This window comes from Streptomyces actuosus, assembly GCF_016921115.1.
Taxonomy (GTDB): Bacteria; Actinomycetota; Actinomycetes; order Streptomycetales; family Streptomycetaceae; genus Streptomyces; species Streptomyces actuosus_A.
Genome location: NZ_JAFFZS010000042.1, coordinates 25,833 through 41,421, shown reverse-complemented (window position 1 = coordinate 41,421; position 15,589 = coordinate 25,833). Strand labels below are relative to the sequence as shown.

The following is a 15,589-nucleotide window of genomic DNA, read 5'->3' as shown; positions in this document are numbered from 1 at the left end:
CCGGGTCGTTCGGATCAGGTGAGGGTGGACCGGGCCGGAATCGGTAGGTGGGTGACGGGTCGGCGTCAGAGGGCCGAGGCGACGGGACGGGCCTGGAGCGCCGCCGGGGGCGACGGTGGGAGGGCCGGGAGCGCCTGGTGCACCTGTGCGGCGGCGTCGTACCCGGCGAGGAGGGCGCTGCGCCTGAGGCGGGTCACGGCGACCACGGCGAGGGCCGCGCGCAGGGTGGCCAGGCCGCGCAGTCCTTCAGGGCGCTGGCCGGTCAGCAGGGCGATCCGCTGCAGCCGGCGGTCGAGCGTGTTGCGGTGGACTCCCAGGCGGAGACAGGCCCGGTGACGCACGCCGTCGGCGGCGATGAGAGCGGCGAGGGTCTCCCACAGCACGGGGTGCTCGTGCAGCGGCTCGACCATGCGGACGAGTCGTTCGGAGACGGCGGGTGTCGCCGCGGCGCCGTACTCGACCAGGACGTCGTCGAGTTCGTACACGCCGGGCGGGGAGCCGAGGGCGAGGAGGGTGGCGCAGATGCCGTCGACGACGGACAGCACTCCCTCGTCGGGCTGTTCGCGCGGGTCCGCGTGGCCGGCCCGGGAGTCCTGCCGGTGGACGGCGATCCACACCTCGCCCTGAAGGTCCTGGTGGACCGCGCGGGCCAGCGCGACGGCCTCCTCCTGATCGGTGGCGGAGAGCAACACGTGAACGCCCTCCGAGGATCCGAGCACGGTGGCGACGGCGTGGCGCCCGACCGCCCGGTCGATGTCGGCGCGCGTGCAGGACGGTGCGCGGACACCCAGCACCGCGCAGGCGCCGGGGCCGGTTCCCGGGACGTCGGCGGCGGAGGGCGTCCGCGGAGGCGGCTCGGGAGCGGCGTCGACTTCCTCCTCGAAGAAGCCGCAGCTCAGTTCGCGGCCGACCCGGCGACCCGCGTCCCCGAGCCGCAGGACGGTGACCTCGTACCCCATCGAGTCCTGCTCCTGGCCGCTGACCGTGCAGCGGTTGATGAGCCGGCGCGTCATCGTGCGCAGCATGGCGAGCAGATCGTCGACGGATCCGCCGCACCGCGCCCAGGCGCGACCCTCCGCGCGGATGCGGGCCGCACTCTCGGTGCTCCAGTCTCCCTGACCGGACACGACCTCGGTCAGTGCGGAGAAGATCTCCCACTGGATTCTGCGTCGGGCTTCGTCGGCGTCGTCGTTCCCCGTCGTGCTTTCGGCCGGGAAGAGCAGGTCGCGCTCGGGGGGCGCCCCCACGTATGTCTTCATATCCGGTCAGCCAAGACCACCAACATCAAGGGTGCATCAAAGTACGCTCAGAGAGCGCTCGGAATCCTGAGCCGCCCGATCACCCCTGTGCCATCATGACCACAACGGCAAGTGGTTCCTGTCTCCTTCGACTCACCAGCGGCAGCGCAGGTCCGAACTCACTCCTATGGTGCGACACACGATGACCAGAAGCGACACGCCCGCGAAGTCGACGGTACTCGTCGTGGAGGACGAGTCCAGCATCGCCTCCATGCTCACGATGGCGCTCCAGTTCATGGGGTTCGACGTGGTCACCGCGGTATGCGGGGCCGAGGCCCTCGCCCAGGCCGCCCGACACGCCCCGGACGTGATCCTGCTGGACGTCGTGCTGCCCGACATGGACGGCTTCGAGGTCTGCCGGCGCCTGCGGGAGACGGGCGTCCAGGCGCCCGTGCTGTTCGTGACGGCGCGGGACGCCGTCTCGGACAAGATCCGCGGACTCGAACTGGCCGACGACTACGTCACCAAGCCGTTCGACCTCAACGAGGTGGTGGCGCGGATCCGCGCCGTCATGCGCCGCGGACGTGAGCTGGTGCCGTCCAACAGCCGCAGGCTCCGGGCCGGTTGGGTGGAACTGGACCGCGACACCCGGGAGGTGTGGCGGCACGGGCAGCCGGTGCAGTTGTCCTCGACGGAGTTCGCACTGCTGCGGTACCTGCTGGAGAACGCCGATCAGGTGATCTCCAAGGCGCAGATGCTCGACAACGTGTGGAGCTACGACTTCCAGGGCGAGTCGGGGATCGTCGAGACGTACATCTACTACCTGCGCCGCAAACTCGGTGACACCGACCAGTCCCTCATCCACACCGTCCGCGGAGCGGGCTATCTGGTGCGTTCCAGCCCTCCCCCGCCCGTCCCGGAGGGCTGAGCCCATGCCCACCGCCGCCGGCGCCACCACGAACCGCAGCGGGGCAGGCCGGATCCGTTCCGCACGGAAGCCGAAGCCCCGCACGCTCACCCGGGTTCTGCTGGCCGTCACCGCCATCGGTGTGCTCGGTACGGGCGGCTGCTGCGGGCTCGCCCCGCCCGACCGCCCCCGGGACCACAGCGATCAGCGGGTCGGGGACGACCGGCGCCGTGAGCATCGGGCACTCCCCGAGCCTCACGACCCACCGCCTGCCCTGCGGCACGTCCCGACGGCGCCTTCCGACGCTGGGGGTGAGGTGCGGGTGCCGTGGGTGCGGCCCGGCGTCGTCGCGACGACCCCCCGGCCGGCACCGGTCCGAGCCACCTACGGGGGAGGACGGTTCGACGTCCCTCGTACCGCGGCGTACGCCGCGGTACGAGGGACTGGACGGGTGGCGCCGGCCCGCCCGCTGGACGACGGCCGCCCGGCTCAGTCCCCGCCGGCCGCCGTGGACGGCGAGCCCGGGGAGCAGACGGCGACGAGCCCTGTCGTCCGCACCGAACTCGCCGTCGGTGGTCTGGTGCTCGCGCTTCTGGCATGCGTCGTCCTGTGGTGTGCCCGGCGAACCGTCATGCCCATCCGGGAGATGACCCGCAACGCCCGCCGGATCGCGGAGTCCAGTGACGAGGCCTCCGAACGGCTTCCCGAGGTCCGACGGTCGGCCAGAGGCCTCCAGGGCACTGCCGACACGCTCAACTACCTGCTGCAACGCATCCAGGAGGGGGCCGCTCAACGCGCGCAGGCAGAGCATCGGCTGCACCAACTGGTCGGTGCTGCCAGCCATGAGCTGCGCACACCGCTGACCACCATCACCGGGTACACCCAACTGGCCCGCATCGGGGCCCTGGACGACCCGCGCCGCCTCGACCAGGCGATGGAACAGGTGGAACGAGAGATCCACCGGATGAACCAGCTGGTCGAGGACCTGCTGCTGCTGGCCCGGCTGAGCCAGGGCGGGCTTCTCGAACAGCGTCCGGTGGACCTGGCTCGGTTGTGCGCCGACGCGACGACCCGCGCCCAGCCCCCCGGCACCCGGCGCTCGCTGCGCTGCGTGACGGAGTCCTCCACCCACCTGGTGGAGGGGGATCGGCACCGGCTGGCGGAGGTGATCGGCCATCTCGTCGCCAACGTGCTGGCCCACACCCCCGAGAGCACCTCCGCCGAAGTGCGGCTGCGACTGGACGGCGACCGGCAGGTCATCGACGTGGTGGACGAGGGTCCGGGAGTCCCTGAGGCGGCCCGGCGTCACGTCTTCGAGCCGTTCTTCCGCGCGGCGAGCACTCCGCCGGCCCCGGACGGCGATCCCTCCCGGGGCCGGGGACTGGGGCTGACCGTGGCCGCGGCGATCGTCAAGGCACACGGCGGCTCGATCGCTCTCCGGCCGTCCGAGCGGGGTGCGTGGTTCCATGTGACGCTGCCCGCGCTCGACGACCGGTCCCACGCCGACGGCACCACCTCCGGGGCACGGGCCGCCGTCGCCTGACGCGCCCGGCGCGCGGGGCCGTCCGCACCGGTCGTGACGCGTCAAGGCCGACCAACCGTCCGACCCCGGTGACGGGAGAAGCCGGTGCGCGGCCCTGTCCTGGTGACCGAACCTCCGAAGCTCGGAAGCCTGTCGAGATGGGCTGCCGACGACGCCCGGCGGCGTCCCCCTGATCCGCGGTCGACCGTGATCACCGCCTCGGTCCCGACCGCTCACCGCAACCGTGCGCGCCCGCCACGCCGTCGGAGGGGTGTCACGCGCATCACGGGAAGTCCAGGGATTTCCCCAGTCTTCGCCGGACGGCGGTGTACCGCGCCGCCGACGACACGCGCACCGGTTCGGGAGCCCGAGCAGGCGGCGGGGAGCAGGGCGCCAACTGCGCGTGCACGAACGGCGACGCACCGCGCTGAGCACGGGTTTTCTTCGGGCGTCACAAGCGGCCACCGAAGCGACGCGCGCAGCGACGGCGCGGCCCGGGTGACTTCGAACGGGGCTCTCTCCACGGCGTGTCGGGAGACGACGTCGCCGGCCCGCGCGGTGGCGCGCCGAGGGCCGTCCACGCGGCCTACCTGCGAAGGTCCCGCGTCAGCCGCCACGGCCCTTCGAAACATCTCAGCCAGTCCCCGCGCCCTTGGGATTCCCCACGCTTGGGTATCGTGCCGCAGCAAGGGTTCTTCACGTCGCTTTCACGCCGCGACCTGGACGGACGGTGAGGTGTTCCATCGACGGCCTCCTGGGCAGACCGCCGCATGGGCGGGGCGCGCCCCTGCACGCCGCACGGCCACAGCGCGGACGTGCGGCACTCGGGGCTCTGTTCCTCGTGATCGCGGCTCTCGTGTCGGCCGGGCCCGCCCCACACGATCCCTTGGCCCAACTTCTGGGATTGCGGCGACACATGAAGCCGAGGGAGCCGCTCGCCGCGGCGACGAGTGTGCGACGGACGCATGCCGCGCAGAGCACGGTCCTGCTGTCGGGGCGCCTGCCGCACCACGGCGGGCCGCAGACGGCGGGGCAGGCGGGGGTCGTCGCCCGGCCGGGGGGACGGCGGGTGCCCTCCCCGGCCTCGGCGCACGCGGGCACGCCCGCCACGCTCCACTGGGCGGCCTCCGACGACGTGGTCCCCGGAACGCCCGTCGGCGACTCCTCTCGGAGGTACGACGACGGCACTCCCCGGCCACCCGTCGCTCGCGACCGTCACGGCACGGTGGCCAGGACCGCGCACACCGCCTCTCCACGGAGTGCTTCGCCGATGGCTCTTGAACTGACGCTGGTCCTCGTGCCGTTGCTGGCCTCGCTCTGGCTGGCCGCCCGGGTGCGTCGGGAGCGCAACAGCCGGCGCCGGTCCGAGCAGCGGCTGCTGGAGTTCCTCGCCACCGTCGGGCACGAACTGCGCACCCCGCTCACGGCGATCTCCGGCTATGTGTCGCTGGCCCGGATGGGCGGGTTGGCCGACACGGACAAGTTCGACCTGGCGATGTCCCGGATGACGGACGAGACCCGCCGCATGTCGGCTCTCCTCGACGAGTTGGTACTGCTCGCACGGCTGGACCTGGGCCAGCCCCTGCACCGTGAGCCGGTCAACCTGGCCCGGCTCTGCCGGGACGCGGTCACCGACGCCCAGGCGTCCTCCGCCAGCCACCCGATCCAGCTCACCATCCTGCCGGGCCAGTACACGGTCCTCGGCGACCGGGACCGCCTCTACCAGGTGGTGGCCAATCTGCTGGCCAACGTTCGCCACCACACGCCCGAGGGCACACGCACCGTACTGGGGCTCGGCAACGAGGACGGCCATCGGGTCATCGAGGTGATCGACAACGGGCCCGGTGTGCCGCCTCAGTTGCGGGACAGCGCCTTCGACCGGTTCGTGCACGGCGGGAAGCCGACCGCGCCCGCGCCCAAGGAGGAGGGCGGTGGAGGCAACGGCCTGGGGCTGAGCGTCGCCGCGGCCATCATCGGCGCGCACGGCGGCACGCTGACGCTCGAACCCAGCGTGCGCGGGGCGTGGTTCCGCGTCCGGCTGCCCGCCTGAGAGCGCTCACGGAGCGCGACATCCTACCGCCGGCTGCCCCCGGTGCCATGAACAGGAAATCGCGCGGCAGGAATTCGCGGAAGAATTACCCGGAATCACCGGCGACCGGAAGGGTTGACTCCACATCAAGCGGCACCGAGTGCCTCACGGAGGCGCCGACCGTGGAAATTCCCCGCACCTCGAGAATGCCGAAGCGATCAGCGGCCGCCCCGATTCCGCGGCACTGCACCGGACTCTCTTCACACGTCCTTGACATCGATGTATACGAAGGCAATCAACGCACATGCCCTTCACAGGAAACGGCTCGGCATGACCAAAACGACAGAAATACGCACGGAGACGGACACCTCTCCCCTTCCTCTCATTCCCTTCTGCCCCATCACGGAACGCACGCAGACTTTCGCACGAGTGCACGCGTTCACGCTTAAGACACAAATGACGAGCTATAATCACCGGTGTTGAGCGTGTGACCGACGCCCAACCCAACACCAGGCGCCGACATCCGCTCATAAAGCGATGAAAGCGCTTTTCCCGCCACTGTGCACGCAGGGCCGCGTCGGCCATTGACACGCCGCTTCCGACAGTCAGCCCTCAAGTGTCCGCCCCCACACAGAACATCCGGTGGCACCGTGAATCTCGTTACGGCCCCGTCGGCCTCCTGCCCCCTGACCAAGGGCACGGCGCCGGCCCCACCGCCGGCAGGAACAACCCTCCCGGCCCCATCCCCCGTCCGTTTCTCCGCAGAACCCGCCCGGTGCGGCGCACCGGGCAACGCCCCCGCCCCGCGATTACCGGCCCGTCGCCCACTGCCCGGCGTCACCGCGTCCACCCGCCCCGCCACTGCCGCGCCCGCTCCGACACCCCGACGCGTGGGCGCGCCCGGGCCGACCGTCCGGCCGCCGCGGAGTACGCCCGGCGTCCGGGAACCACACAGCGGGGGTGAGCCCCGATGAGCACCGCGGCCCAGCTGCCGTCGTCCGGCGACCGGCTCCTGCGCGAGCGGGCGGCCCATGACGGCCCCGCCCCGCTGTACGGACGGGAGGCAGAACAGGCGGCGTTGGTGCACATGGTGACGCGGCTCGCCGGTGGCCACTCGGGTGTCACCGTCCTCCACGGCGTACCAGGCAGCGGGCGCAGCAGGCTGCTGCGGCGCGGCATCGCCTTCGCCCGGGCGGTCGGGGTCCACGTGCTCACTGCGCTGGGCTCACCGTCGTCGGCCCCCACGCCCTACGCGTACGTGGGGCAACTACGTCCCCGCTCCTCCGCGGTGGGTGCCGCACGGGACCCGGAGCCGTACGAGGCGAAGTCGGTGGCGGGCTGGTGCCGCAGCCTCATGACCGCAGCCCACCGACCCACACTCCTCGCGCTGGACGACGTGCAGTGGGCCGACCACGAATCGGTCGAGGTGATCGGGGGGCTGCTCCGGCGGCTCGCGTCGGCACCGCTCGGCGTGCTGATGACCGTCACCGGCACCCGCGGCGAGTTCCTCGAAAGCTGTGCCGCGCTGGCCGACCAAGTGGCTTTCTGCCAGGACGGCCGGGGCGTGCTGCTGGAACTCGGTCCGCTCGGTGCGCCCGAGGTCCATGCGCTGTTCACCGCCGCCGAACTGCCCCCACCGGCACCACCGCTCGATCCGTGGTGGGAGGACGCCGCCCGCCTCAGCCGGGGCAGTCCCTGGCTGCTGCGCCGCGTGCTCGACGAACTGCGCCGCGAGCCGGACGAAATGACGTCGACCCAGCTCAGGACCGCGTTCGCCGACGCTGCCGGGCAGGCTCGTTCGGAGCTGGCGGCGCAGACGGTCGCGCGACTGGCCCCGGGACCGCTGACGCTGCTGCGCGGCCTGACGGTGTGCCGGGGTCTGGTGGCGACGGACCGGGTCGCCGCGCTCGTCGGTCTCGACGAGCACCAACTGCCCAGTGCGATCAAGGCCTTGCGCGCCCAGGGCCTCGTCGACTTCGGCGACCCGCCGCGGCCGGCACTCACGGACCGCACCACCTCCGTCCTGACCGGGTTGCACGGTGACGGACGTAGACGGTTGCGCGCGGAGGCGGCCCGCTGGGCACACCGCTGCGACGCCGGCGACGAGGACGTGGCCACGCTGCTGCTGAGCACCGGGCCGCTGGGCGATCCCTGGGTGCCGTCGGTACTTCGGCGCGCCGCCCGCGTCCACCTCGCCCGGGGACGGCACACGGAGGCCGCCGAGTTGCTGGAGCGCGCGCTGTGCGAGTCACTCACCCCGGACGAGCGCGCCGAGGTGCTGCTGGAGGCCGCCGAGGCCTACGCGATGACCGCGCCGGAGGCCGCACGACTGAGGATCGCCGATCTACTGTCCGGCGCGCCGCCCGGCCCGCGCCTGCGCGGCGCCGTCGCCGACCTCGTACTCGCCCGCGGCGAACCGGGGTTCACGCCGATCCCGCCCTACGACCACCGCACCACGCGGCCCGTGCCGCTCCCCCGCGCAGACGTCGACGGCCGGACGTCGGAGCTTCTGCGGTGGGCGAAGGGCGAGGACGGCAGCGTGCGCGGAGACGATCAGCCTGGTAACGGGTGGTGGGACACTGAGCACCCGGCACCGGACGGCTCCACGGGGGGACGCGACCCCGCCTGTCCAGGACACCCCTGCGACGGCTCGGCGCCGCAGCACAGCCCCCTGCGACCGGCGAGGACGGCGGACCCGATGCGTGCCACCGAGGGTGCGCCGACCCGCGGGGTACTGCCGGAACTCGGCGGAGCGGACCCGACACGTCCCGCCGAGGACGCGCCGATGCACGGCACCGCGCCCGAACCCGGCTCGGCCGACGCGACACGCCTGACCGGGCGCGCCACGACGGAGAGCACGGAGCCGGAACTCGGCACGACGGGCTCGGTGCCCGGCCCGGCGGGGCCCGGATGCGACCCGGCCGCGCTGGCCGCCACCGCATGGTGGCAGGCGATGAGCGGCCACGACGCGCTCGCTGTGCGGAAGATGGGCCTGGACGTGCTGCGGGCGCCGGGCGACGGTCCGCTCTTCCCCCGGTTCACCGCCTGCTTCGTGCTGTCCCTCGCGGACGCCCACGCCGCGGCCCGCGACGCGCTGGACGCCACGCTCGCCGAGGCGGGCAAGCGCGCCAGCCCGACGGTCGTCGCGGCCGGGCTGCTGCTGCGGGCGCGGCTGAACCTGCGGGCGTGCGATCCGGACACGGCCGACCGCGACCTCACTGCCTGCCGTTCCCTGGCGCCGCCCCACATGTGGCACCCCACTCGGCTGACCGCGCTGCGGGCGGCGCAGATCCGGGTGCTGCTCGCCCGCGAGTGCTTCGCCGAGGCCGACCGTCTGGCCGCCGAGGAACTGCCGCCGGGTGCCGAGGAGAGCAGCGCCTGGACCGAGCTGCTGTACAGCCGCGCGCAGCTCATGCTCTGCCGGGGACGGCCCCGGCAGGCACTGGCCGAGGCCGAGGAGTGCGGCCGGTGGCTGACGGCGCGCGACTGGCGCAACCCGGCACACCTCGCGTGGCGTTCGCTGGCGGCACTGGCCCATCTCGGCTGCGGCGACGAGGGACGGGCGGAGGAGCTGTTCGCGGAGGAGCTGCGGCTGGCCGAACGCTGGGGCGCCGACTCCGCGCTCGCCTGGAACGAACTGCGCCGCGGCCTCGCCTCCCCGGCACCGCAGGCGGCCCGGCTCACCGAACGCGCCCTGCGTCGACTCGGCCACACCCCCGAGGCCCGGCGTTTCGCACAGGCTCTCGTGGTCCGGGAGACGGCCGGGCTGCACCCGCCGCCGCGGGCGGACGTCCCCGCGCCCTTCGTCCGGCGGCTGGGCAACCTGGCGCGAAGGACCTGACCGCTCATCGACCGACGTTCCTCCCCATCCACCCCCCATGCTCAAAACACACCGCGCAAGGAGGCCGCTGGCATGCTGTTCGAGCGGCAGAACGAACTGAAGGTGGCAGCCGAGGCCCTACGGCTCGCCCAGCACGGCAGCGGATCGCTCATCGTGATCAGCGGACCGCCCGGCATCGGTAAATCGGCTCTCCTGGCGGAGATCGGAGATCTGGCCGCAGGGCTCACCACCGGGCCCTCGGCCGGCGTGCCGGCGCCCTCCCGCGCCCTGGTGATGCGGGCGTACGCCGCGGCGGCGGAACGCGACTTCCCCCTCGGTGTGACCCGCCAACTGCTGGAGCCGGTCCTGGCGTCCGGCTCGTTCGTGGGCCGCTGGTGCTCCGGGCCCGCGCGGCCCGCGCTCGCCATCCTGCAGGGCGACGCGGAGCCGTCCCGGCAGCGTACGGCGACGGCCGTGCGGGCGCTGCTGTCAATGGTGGAGAACATGGCCCACGACCGTATTCCGGTACTCCTCGTCGACGACGTGCACTGGGCCGACGAGGAGTCGCTGGAGTGGCTGGACCAGATGGTCAGGCAGGTGACGCAGCGGCGGATCCTGGTGGCGGTCACCGCCTGCGAGGGCGAGCTCGCGGGAGAACGGCACGGCGTCCGGCCGCTCGGCGCCGCCGAGCACACGCTGCTGCCGGCCCCGCTGGGCCGTGCCGCCGTCGACGGCCTCCTGCTGGACCGCCTGGGCGTGCCGGCGGACCCCGAGTTCACCGCGGCGTGCCACGAGGCCACCCGTGGAAACCCGTTGCACCTGGTGTCGCTGCTGCAGGAGTGCCAGACCCGTTCGGTCGCGCCGGTGGCCGCCGAGGCGTCCGCGGTGGCGGGGATCGTGCCTCCGGCGCTGCGCCGGAGGCTGCTGCTGTGTCTGCGGGAACAGCCGCCGTTCGTGCTCGCCGCGGCCCGGGCCCTGATGGTCCTCGGGAACGACGCCGACCGGCGGGCGGTGGGCGAGTTGGCCGGACTGGATCCGGTGGATCTCGACGAGAGCCTGTGGCGGCTGCGCCGGCTCGCGCTGGTGACCCGGCAGGACACCCTGCGGCTGGCGCACCGGGCGGTGCACGAGGTGATCGACGAGGGAACGACCCCCGACGAGCGCAACCGCCTGCACCGGCAGGCCGCCGCTCTGCTGCGCTACCGAGGCAGCGCCCCCGAGCGGGTCGCCGTTCATCTCCTGGCCACCACCGCGCGTCTGGACGACGACGCGCTGGCCGTACTGCGGCGCGCGGCGGACACCGCGGTGCGCCGCGGGGCCCACGAGACGGCGGCCCGCTATCTGCGCCGCGCCCTGCGCGACGTCCCGCCGCACAGCGAGGCGCGGGCCCGGCTGCTGGTGGAACTGGCACATGTCGAGCGCAGTTTCGCCCCGTCGGTGGCCGTCCGGCACGTCGCCCAGGCGTTCCCTCTGCTCCCCGGTCCGCTGGCTCGCGCCCAGGCGCTGGCGGCCCTGACCCCCGTGGCTCCGGCCGCCGCCCTGCTGCCGCTCACCGACCTGCTGCGGCGGACGGCGGAGGAACTCGCGGGTCCGGGCGCAGCGACGGCCGACCACCGCTCACTCCGGCAGCGTCTCCAGGCCCGGCTGTACTACCTGTGCGAGAACGATCCGCAGATGCTGTCGTCGGCCGCGGACCGGCTGGCCCGGCTGGGCGAGCAGCCCGGGACGGCGGGCGGTGGGCAGCCGGATCTGCTGGTGGCCCTGCTGCACGCGGCGACGGTCTCCGTCGGGCTGCCGGCGGCACGGATCGGGTCGCTCGCCCTCCGGGTGCTGGACCACGAGCCGGCCGCGGCCGCGCACGTCCACACCATGCTGCCGCTGCTGGTGCCCATCGCGGTCGCCTCCGACTCGGTGGCCGGACTCCTGCCCTGGCTGGACAACGCCCTGGTGGACGCCGTGCGCCGGGGCGGAAAGCTGGAGGAGTCGGTGATCCTGGCCGAACAGGCGCTCGTGCTGCTGGCCCAGGGCCGGCTGGCGGCCGCGCGGGAACGGGCGGTGCGGGCCGGCGCCGCCGTCGGCCCGGAGGAGGCCACCACGCTCTCCGCGCTGGCCCTCGTGGCGGTGGCGCTGCGGTGCCGGGAGCCGCAGCTGACCGGCGTGATACCGGAACGCTTCCGCGGTCTGCACGAGAACTGCGAATTGGCGGCGCTGCTCACCCTGGTCCGCGGCATGGAGGCCGAGGCCCGGGACGAGCCGGGTACAGCGGTGGAGCACTACCTGGACGCCGGGTACGCCCTGGAGAGGGCGGGCTGGCGCAATCCCCTGCTGGTGCCGGCGGCCTACCGGGCGGCACGCACACTGCACCGGATGGGCGAGACAGACCGGGCCGAGCAGTTGTCCGGGCAGTATCTGGAGCAGGCCCACCGGTGGGGTGCACCGTCGGCGCTGGGCCGCGCGCTCGCGCTGCGGGCCGCGGTGGGCGACGCCGAAGCCGCACCGACGCTGCTGCGCGAGGCCGCCGGCGTACTGGAGGACTCGGCCGACCTGCACGCGCGGGCGGCGGTGCTGCTGCGGCTCGGGGAGACGGTGGCGCCCCACCATGCCGCCGAGGCGGAGGACGCGCTCCGCCGGTCCCTGGAGACAGCCGTGGAGTGCGGTGCGGACGGGATCGCCGCCCGGGCGCAGGAGATGCTCGGGCCTGCGGCGGTCGGCGCCACCGTCCCGACCCGGCTGACGTCCGCCGAGCGGCTGGTGGCTCAGATGGCCGTCCAGGGCCTGACCAACCAGGCGATCGCCGACTCCCTCGGCGTCTCCCGCCGGGCCGTGGAGAAGCACCTGACGAACTGCTACCGCAAGATGTCGACCTCGGGCCGGTCGGGCTTGGCCGGCGCACTGGCGGAGGCGGGCCTGCTCGGCAGCGCCGACGATCCGGCCGGACCGGCCGAGCGGGTGCGCCCGCAGGGAGTGGCCTGACGCCCCCGCGCCCCGCCCGGATCCCGCCGGGCGGGGGGCGCGGGGTGGTGTCAGGTCACCGCTTGCCAGCTGACCGGCGACTGGTAGGACCGGCGGGGTTCCAGGCCGTTCCAACGGGCGACGGGGCGCGGCGGCGGGCCGGCATCCGGGCAGTGGCCACGGGCCACGGCGGCGCGGGCCAGCAGGACCGCGGCCAGCGCCGCGAGCTCCTCCTCACCCGCCACACCCCGCTCGACCCGTACCAGAGCGGCGTTCTCGGACCTGTTCACGTGGGTCCCTCCTCTTCCGGCGGTGGGCCGCCCGCGCCGTGTCAGCGGCCCTGCGGGGCGGCCTGGGCGGCGAAGTGTTCGTCGAGGATCTGCAGCACGTCCGCGGCGCGGTTGTCGAGGTAGAAGTGACCGCCGGGCAGGACGCGGAGGTCGAAGCCCGCAGTGGTGTGCTTCTCCCAGTCCCGGGCCTCGTCGACGGACGTCTTGGGGTCGCTGTCGCCGACCAGCGCGCTCACCGGGCAGGCCACCGTGGCACCGGGCTCGCACCGGTAGGTCTCCACCGCCCGGTAGTCACCGCGCAGCGCGGGCAGGATCATCCGGATCAGTTCGTCGTCGCCCAGCAGCCGGTCGTCGGTGCCGCTCATGGCCTTCACCTCGGCGATGATGCCGTCGTCGGTGCGCCGGTGCACGTTCTCGTCGCGGTAGCGGGAAGGCGCGCGCCGGCCGGATGCGAGGAGCCGCACCGGGCCGCCGCCCTCCCGCTCGAACCGCCGGGCCACCTCGAAGGCGACGAGGGCCCCCATGCTGTGCCCGAAGAAGGTCAGCGGGGAGTCGTCCCAGCCTTGCAGGGCCCGGTGAACCTGGTCCGCGAGGGTACCGATGTCGTCGACGAGCGGCTCGTTGCGCCGGTCCTGACGGCCGGGGTACTGCACGGCGACCACATCGACACGCGGGCTCAGCGCCGTGGAGACCGGCAGGTAGTAGCTGGCCGAGCCGCCCGCGTGGGGAAAGCAGACCAGGCGGTGGGCGGCCTCGGGAGCCGGGTGGAAGCGCCGGCACCACAGGCCGTCGTCGGCGGGGGAAACGCTCACGCTGCTCGTCCGTCCTCTGTTCGTTCGCGGGTGCCGTGCTGTGCGCACGGGCCCGTTCGCTGGCGATGTGATGTGCCGCCACTATCCGGCACGTCCGCGGCCCGGACGGCCGCCACGGGTCGAAGTCTGGGCGTTTCCCCCGTCCTTGGCCGTGGGGGCCGCTCGGGCGTTGTGAGGGCGCGCGGGACAGTGGGATAAAGCTGCTCGCCGGACGTGGACCCAAGCGCCGGACGTGCCACGAGGAGTACTCATGACCACCATCCAGGACACCCGGCCCGCGACCGGCGCGGCGGCCCTGCGGTGAGCGGTGCTCCTGGGGGCAGGCTCTTCGCCGTCAGTGATCTGCACGTCGCCTACGAGCAGAACCGCGCCGTGGTGCGCGGGCTGCGCCCCTCCGCCCCCTCCGACTGGCTGATCGTCGCCGGTGACATCGGCGAGCTGATCTCGGACGTCGAGTGGGTGCTGCGGCTCCTCGCCGAACGGTTCGCGACCGTGGTGTGGGTGCCGGGGAACCACGAGCTGTGGACGCATCCCGACGACCCGGTGACGCTGCGCGGCGAGGCCCGCTACCGGCATCTGGTCGACCTGTGCCGCTCCCTCGGGGTGCTCACGCCCGAGGATCCGTACGTGACCTGGCAGGGCCCGGACGGGCCAGTGGTGATCGCACCGCTGTTCCTGCTGTACGACTACTCGTTCCTGCCGCCGGGAGCCACGGGCACCGCCGACGCACTGGCGCTCGCGGAGAAGGCCGGCGTGGTCGCCACCGACGAGTTCCTCCTGCACAGCGACCCCTACCCCGACCGGTCGGCCTGGTGCCGGGCACGCCTCGCATACACCCGCGAGCGGCTCGACGCCTGCCCGCAGGACCTGCCCACCGTGCTCGCGAACCATTTCCCGCTGGTCCGCGAGCCCACTCGGATCCTGCGGTATCCGGAGTTCGCTCTGTGGTGCGGGACCACCGCCACCCACGACTGGCACCGCCGCTACCGGGCGGCCACCGTCGTCTACGGCCATCTGCACATACCCCGGACGACCTGGCACGACGGCGTGCCGCACCGCGAGGTGTCACTGGGCTACCCGCGCGAGTGGCAGCCCCGCGGGATGCCCGATCCCCTGCTGCGCGAGATCCTGCCCCGGCGAGGTGCCCGATGACGTCCCTGATGCGCCGGCTGCTGCCGCCCGAGGTGGAAGTGACGGAGGTACGCGGCGAGTTGGCGGCGCCCCCGCTGTTCCCGGAGGAGGAGGCGACGGTGGCGCGGTCCGTGGACGAGCGCCGACGGGAGTTCGCGACCGGACGACGCTGCGCCAGGCTGTCCCTGGCCGCGCTGGGCATGCCGGCCGAGCCCCTGCTGCCCGGTCCGCGCGGAGAGCCCCACTGGCCCGAGGGAGTGGTCGGTGCGATCTCGCACTGCGCCGGATACCGGGCGGCGGCTGTCGCCCGCACCACCGACCTGGCGGCACTCGGCATCGACGCCGAGCCCGCGGCCCCGTTGCCGGACGGAGTGCTGGAGGCGGTGACGCTGCCCGAGGAGCGATCCGAACTGGCCCGGCTGCGAGGCGCGGTACCGGAGCTGCCGTGGGACCGGCTGCTGTTCAGCGCGAAGGAGTCGGTCTACAAGGTGTGGTTCCCGCTCGCCCGCACGATGCTCGGTTTCGACAAGGCCCGGCTGAGCTTCGCCGTCGGACCGGACGCGGCGGGCGGGGCGCAGGGCACTTTCTCGGCGCGGCTGCTGGAACCACTCGCGCCCGCGTTCGCCGGTGCCGTCGGCGGACCCGTCCTCGACGGGCGGTGGCTGGTCGGCGAGAGCCTGGTCCTCACCGCCCTCGCCGCGCACACACGGGGCCAGGCACCCGGTCCGGGCGACCGGACTCCCGCGGACCGGACCGCGCCGCGCGCGACCCGCGGTTCGGCGGCCGGCACCTCGCACCCGCGCGCGGCCGATGCCTCCCAGCCACCCTCGGCCGACGCTTCCCGCCCACCCTCACCCGTGTAGTGCCCACGTCCGCGGCCGGTGCCGC

Annotated in this window: 10 protein-coding genes; 7 read left to right on the top strand and 3 right to left on the bottom strand. The window is 73.6% G+C overall.

Annotation, left to right across the window (positions count from 1 at the left end; translation table 11 throughout):
* Nucleotides 1–65: 65 nt before the first annotated feature.
* Nucleotides 66–1,247, bottom strand: coding sequence for a helix-turn-helix domain-containing protein (locus JS756_RS37940; protein WP_205386717.1), 1,182 nt, complete (start codon nucleotides 1,245–1,247; stop codon nucleotides 66–68).
* Nucleotides 1,248–1,440: 193 nt separating this feature from the next.
* On the opposite strand from JS756_RS37940, the gene JS756_RS31700 reads away from it, so the two are divergent.
* The 5 genes from JS756_RS31700 to JS756_RS31680 all read left to right on the top strand — a co-directional run bounded on the left by JS756_RS31700 (nucleotide 1,441) and on the right by JS756_RS31680 (nucleotide 12,489).
* Nucleotides 1,441–2,166 (top strand): response regulator transcription factor, encoded by a 726-nt coding sequence (locus JS756_RS31700; protein ID WP_205386716.1) that lies wholly within the window; start codon nucleotides 1,441–1,443, stop codon nucleotides 2,164–2,166.
* A gap of 4 nt (nucleotides 2,167–2,170) precedes the next feature.
* Nucleotides 2,171–3,688, top strand: coding sequence for a HAMP domain-containing sensor histidine kinase (locus JS756_RS31695; protein WP_205386715.1), 1,518 nt, complete (start codon nucleotides 2,171–2,173; stop codon nucleotides 3,686–3,688).
* Nucleotides 3,689–4,583: 895 nt separating this feature from the next.
* Nucleotides 4,584–5,717, top strand: coding sequence for a sensor histidine kinase (locus tag JS756_RS31690; protein ID WP_205386714.1), 1,134 nt, complete (start codon nucleotides 4,584–4,586; stop codon nucleotides 5,715–5,717).
* A 949-nt stretch (nucleotides 5,718–6,666) separates the two neighbouring features.
* Nucleotides 6,667–9,537, top strand: a complete 2,871-nt coding sequence (locus tag JS756_RS31685) for an AAA family ATPase (protein WP_205386713.1) — start codon at nucleotides 6,667–6,669, stop codon at nucleotides 9,535–9,537.
* A gap of 72 nt (nucleotides 9,538–9,609) precedes the next feature.
* Nucleotides 9,610–12,489 (top strand): helix-turn-helix transcriptional regulator, encoded by a 2,880-nt coding sequence (locus JS756_RS31680; RefSeq protein ID WP_205386712.1) that lies wholly within the window; start codon nucleotides 9,610–9,612, stop codon nucleotides 12,487–12,489.
* Between the two features lie 50 nt (nucleotides 12,490–12,539).
* Here the strand turns inward: JS756_RS31680 and JS756_RS31675 are convergent, their stop codons facing one another.
* Both JS756_RS31675 and JS756_RS31670 read right to left on the bottom strand, forming a co-directional pair.
* Nucleotides 12,540–12,758 carry an acyl-CoA carboxylase epsilon subunit gene (locus JS756_RS31675; RefSeq protein ID WP_205386711.1) on the bottom strand — a complete coding sequence of 73 codons (219 nt, stop codon included), beginning with the start codon at nucleotides 12,756–12,758 and terminating at the stop codon, nucleotides 12,540–12,542.
* A 41-nt stretch (nucleotides 12,759–12,799) separates the two neighbouring features.
* Nucleotides 12,800–13,570 carry a thioesterase II family protein gene (locus tag JS756_RS31670; protein ID WP_205386710.1) on the bottom strand — a complete coding sequence of 257 codons (771 nt, stop codon included), beginning with the start codon at nucleotides 13,568–13,570 and terminating at the stop codon, nucleotides 12,800–12,802.
* Nucleotides 13,571–13,870: 300 nt separating this feature from the next.
* Between JS756_RS31670 and JS756_RS31665 the strand changes: the two genes are divergently transcribed.
* Together JS756_RS31665 and JS756_RS31660 are read left to right on the top strand one after the other, a co-directional pair.
* Nucleotides 13,871–14,722: a metallophosphoesterase family protein gene (locus JS756_RS31665; RefSeq protein ID WP_205386709.1), complete on the top strand. Its 852-nt coding sequence runs from the start codon at nucleotides 13,871–13,873 to the stop codon at nucleotides 14,720–14,722.
* Nucleotides 14,719–15,564 (top strand): 4'-phosphopantetheinyl transferase family protein, encoded by an 846-nt coding sequence (locus tag JS756_RS31660; protein WP_205386708.1) that lies wholly within the window; start codon nucleotides 14,719–14,721, stop codon nucleotides 15,562–15,564. Before JS756_RS31665 ends, JS756_RS31660 begins: the two co-directional genes overlap by 4 nt.
* Nucleotides 15,565–15,589 lie beyond the last annotated feature (25 nt).

Excerpts from the sequence above, each read along its gene's own strand:
- JS756_RS31700 (WP_205386716.1), top strand. The coding sequence starts at position 1,441 with ATGACCAGAAGCGACACGCCCGCGAAGTCGACGGTACTCGTCGTGGAG.
- JS756_RS31695 (WP_205386715.1), top strand. The coding sequence starts at position 2,171 with ATGCCCACCGCCGCCGGCGCCACCACGAACCGCAGCGGGGCAGGCCGG.
- JS756_RS31680 (WP_205386712.1), top strand. The coding sequence starts at position 9,610 with ATGCTGTTCGAGCGGCAGAACGAACTGAAGGTGGCAGCCGAGGCCCTA.
- JS756_RS31685 (WP_205386713.1), top strand. The coding sequence starts at position 6,667 with ATGAGCACCGCGGCCCAGCTGCCGTCGTCCGGCGACCGGCTCCTGCGC.
- JS756_RS31660 (WP_205386708.1), top strand. The coding sequence starts at position 14,719 with ATGACGTCCCTGATGCGCCGGCTGCTGCCGCCCGAGGTGGAAGTGACG.
- JS756_RS31690 (WP_205386714.1), top strand. The coding sequence starts at position 4,584 with ATGAAGCCGAGGGAGCCGCTCGCCGCGGCGACGAGTGTGCGACGGACG.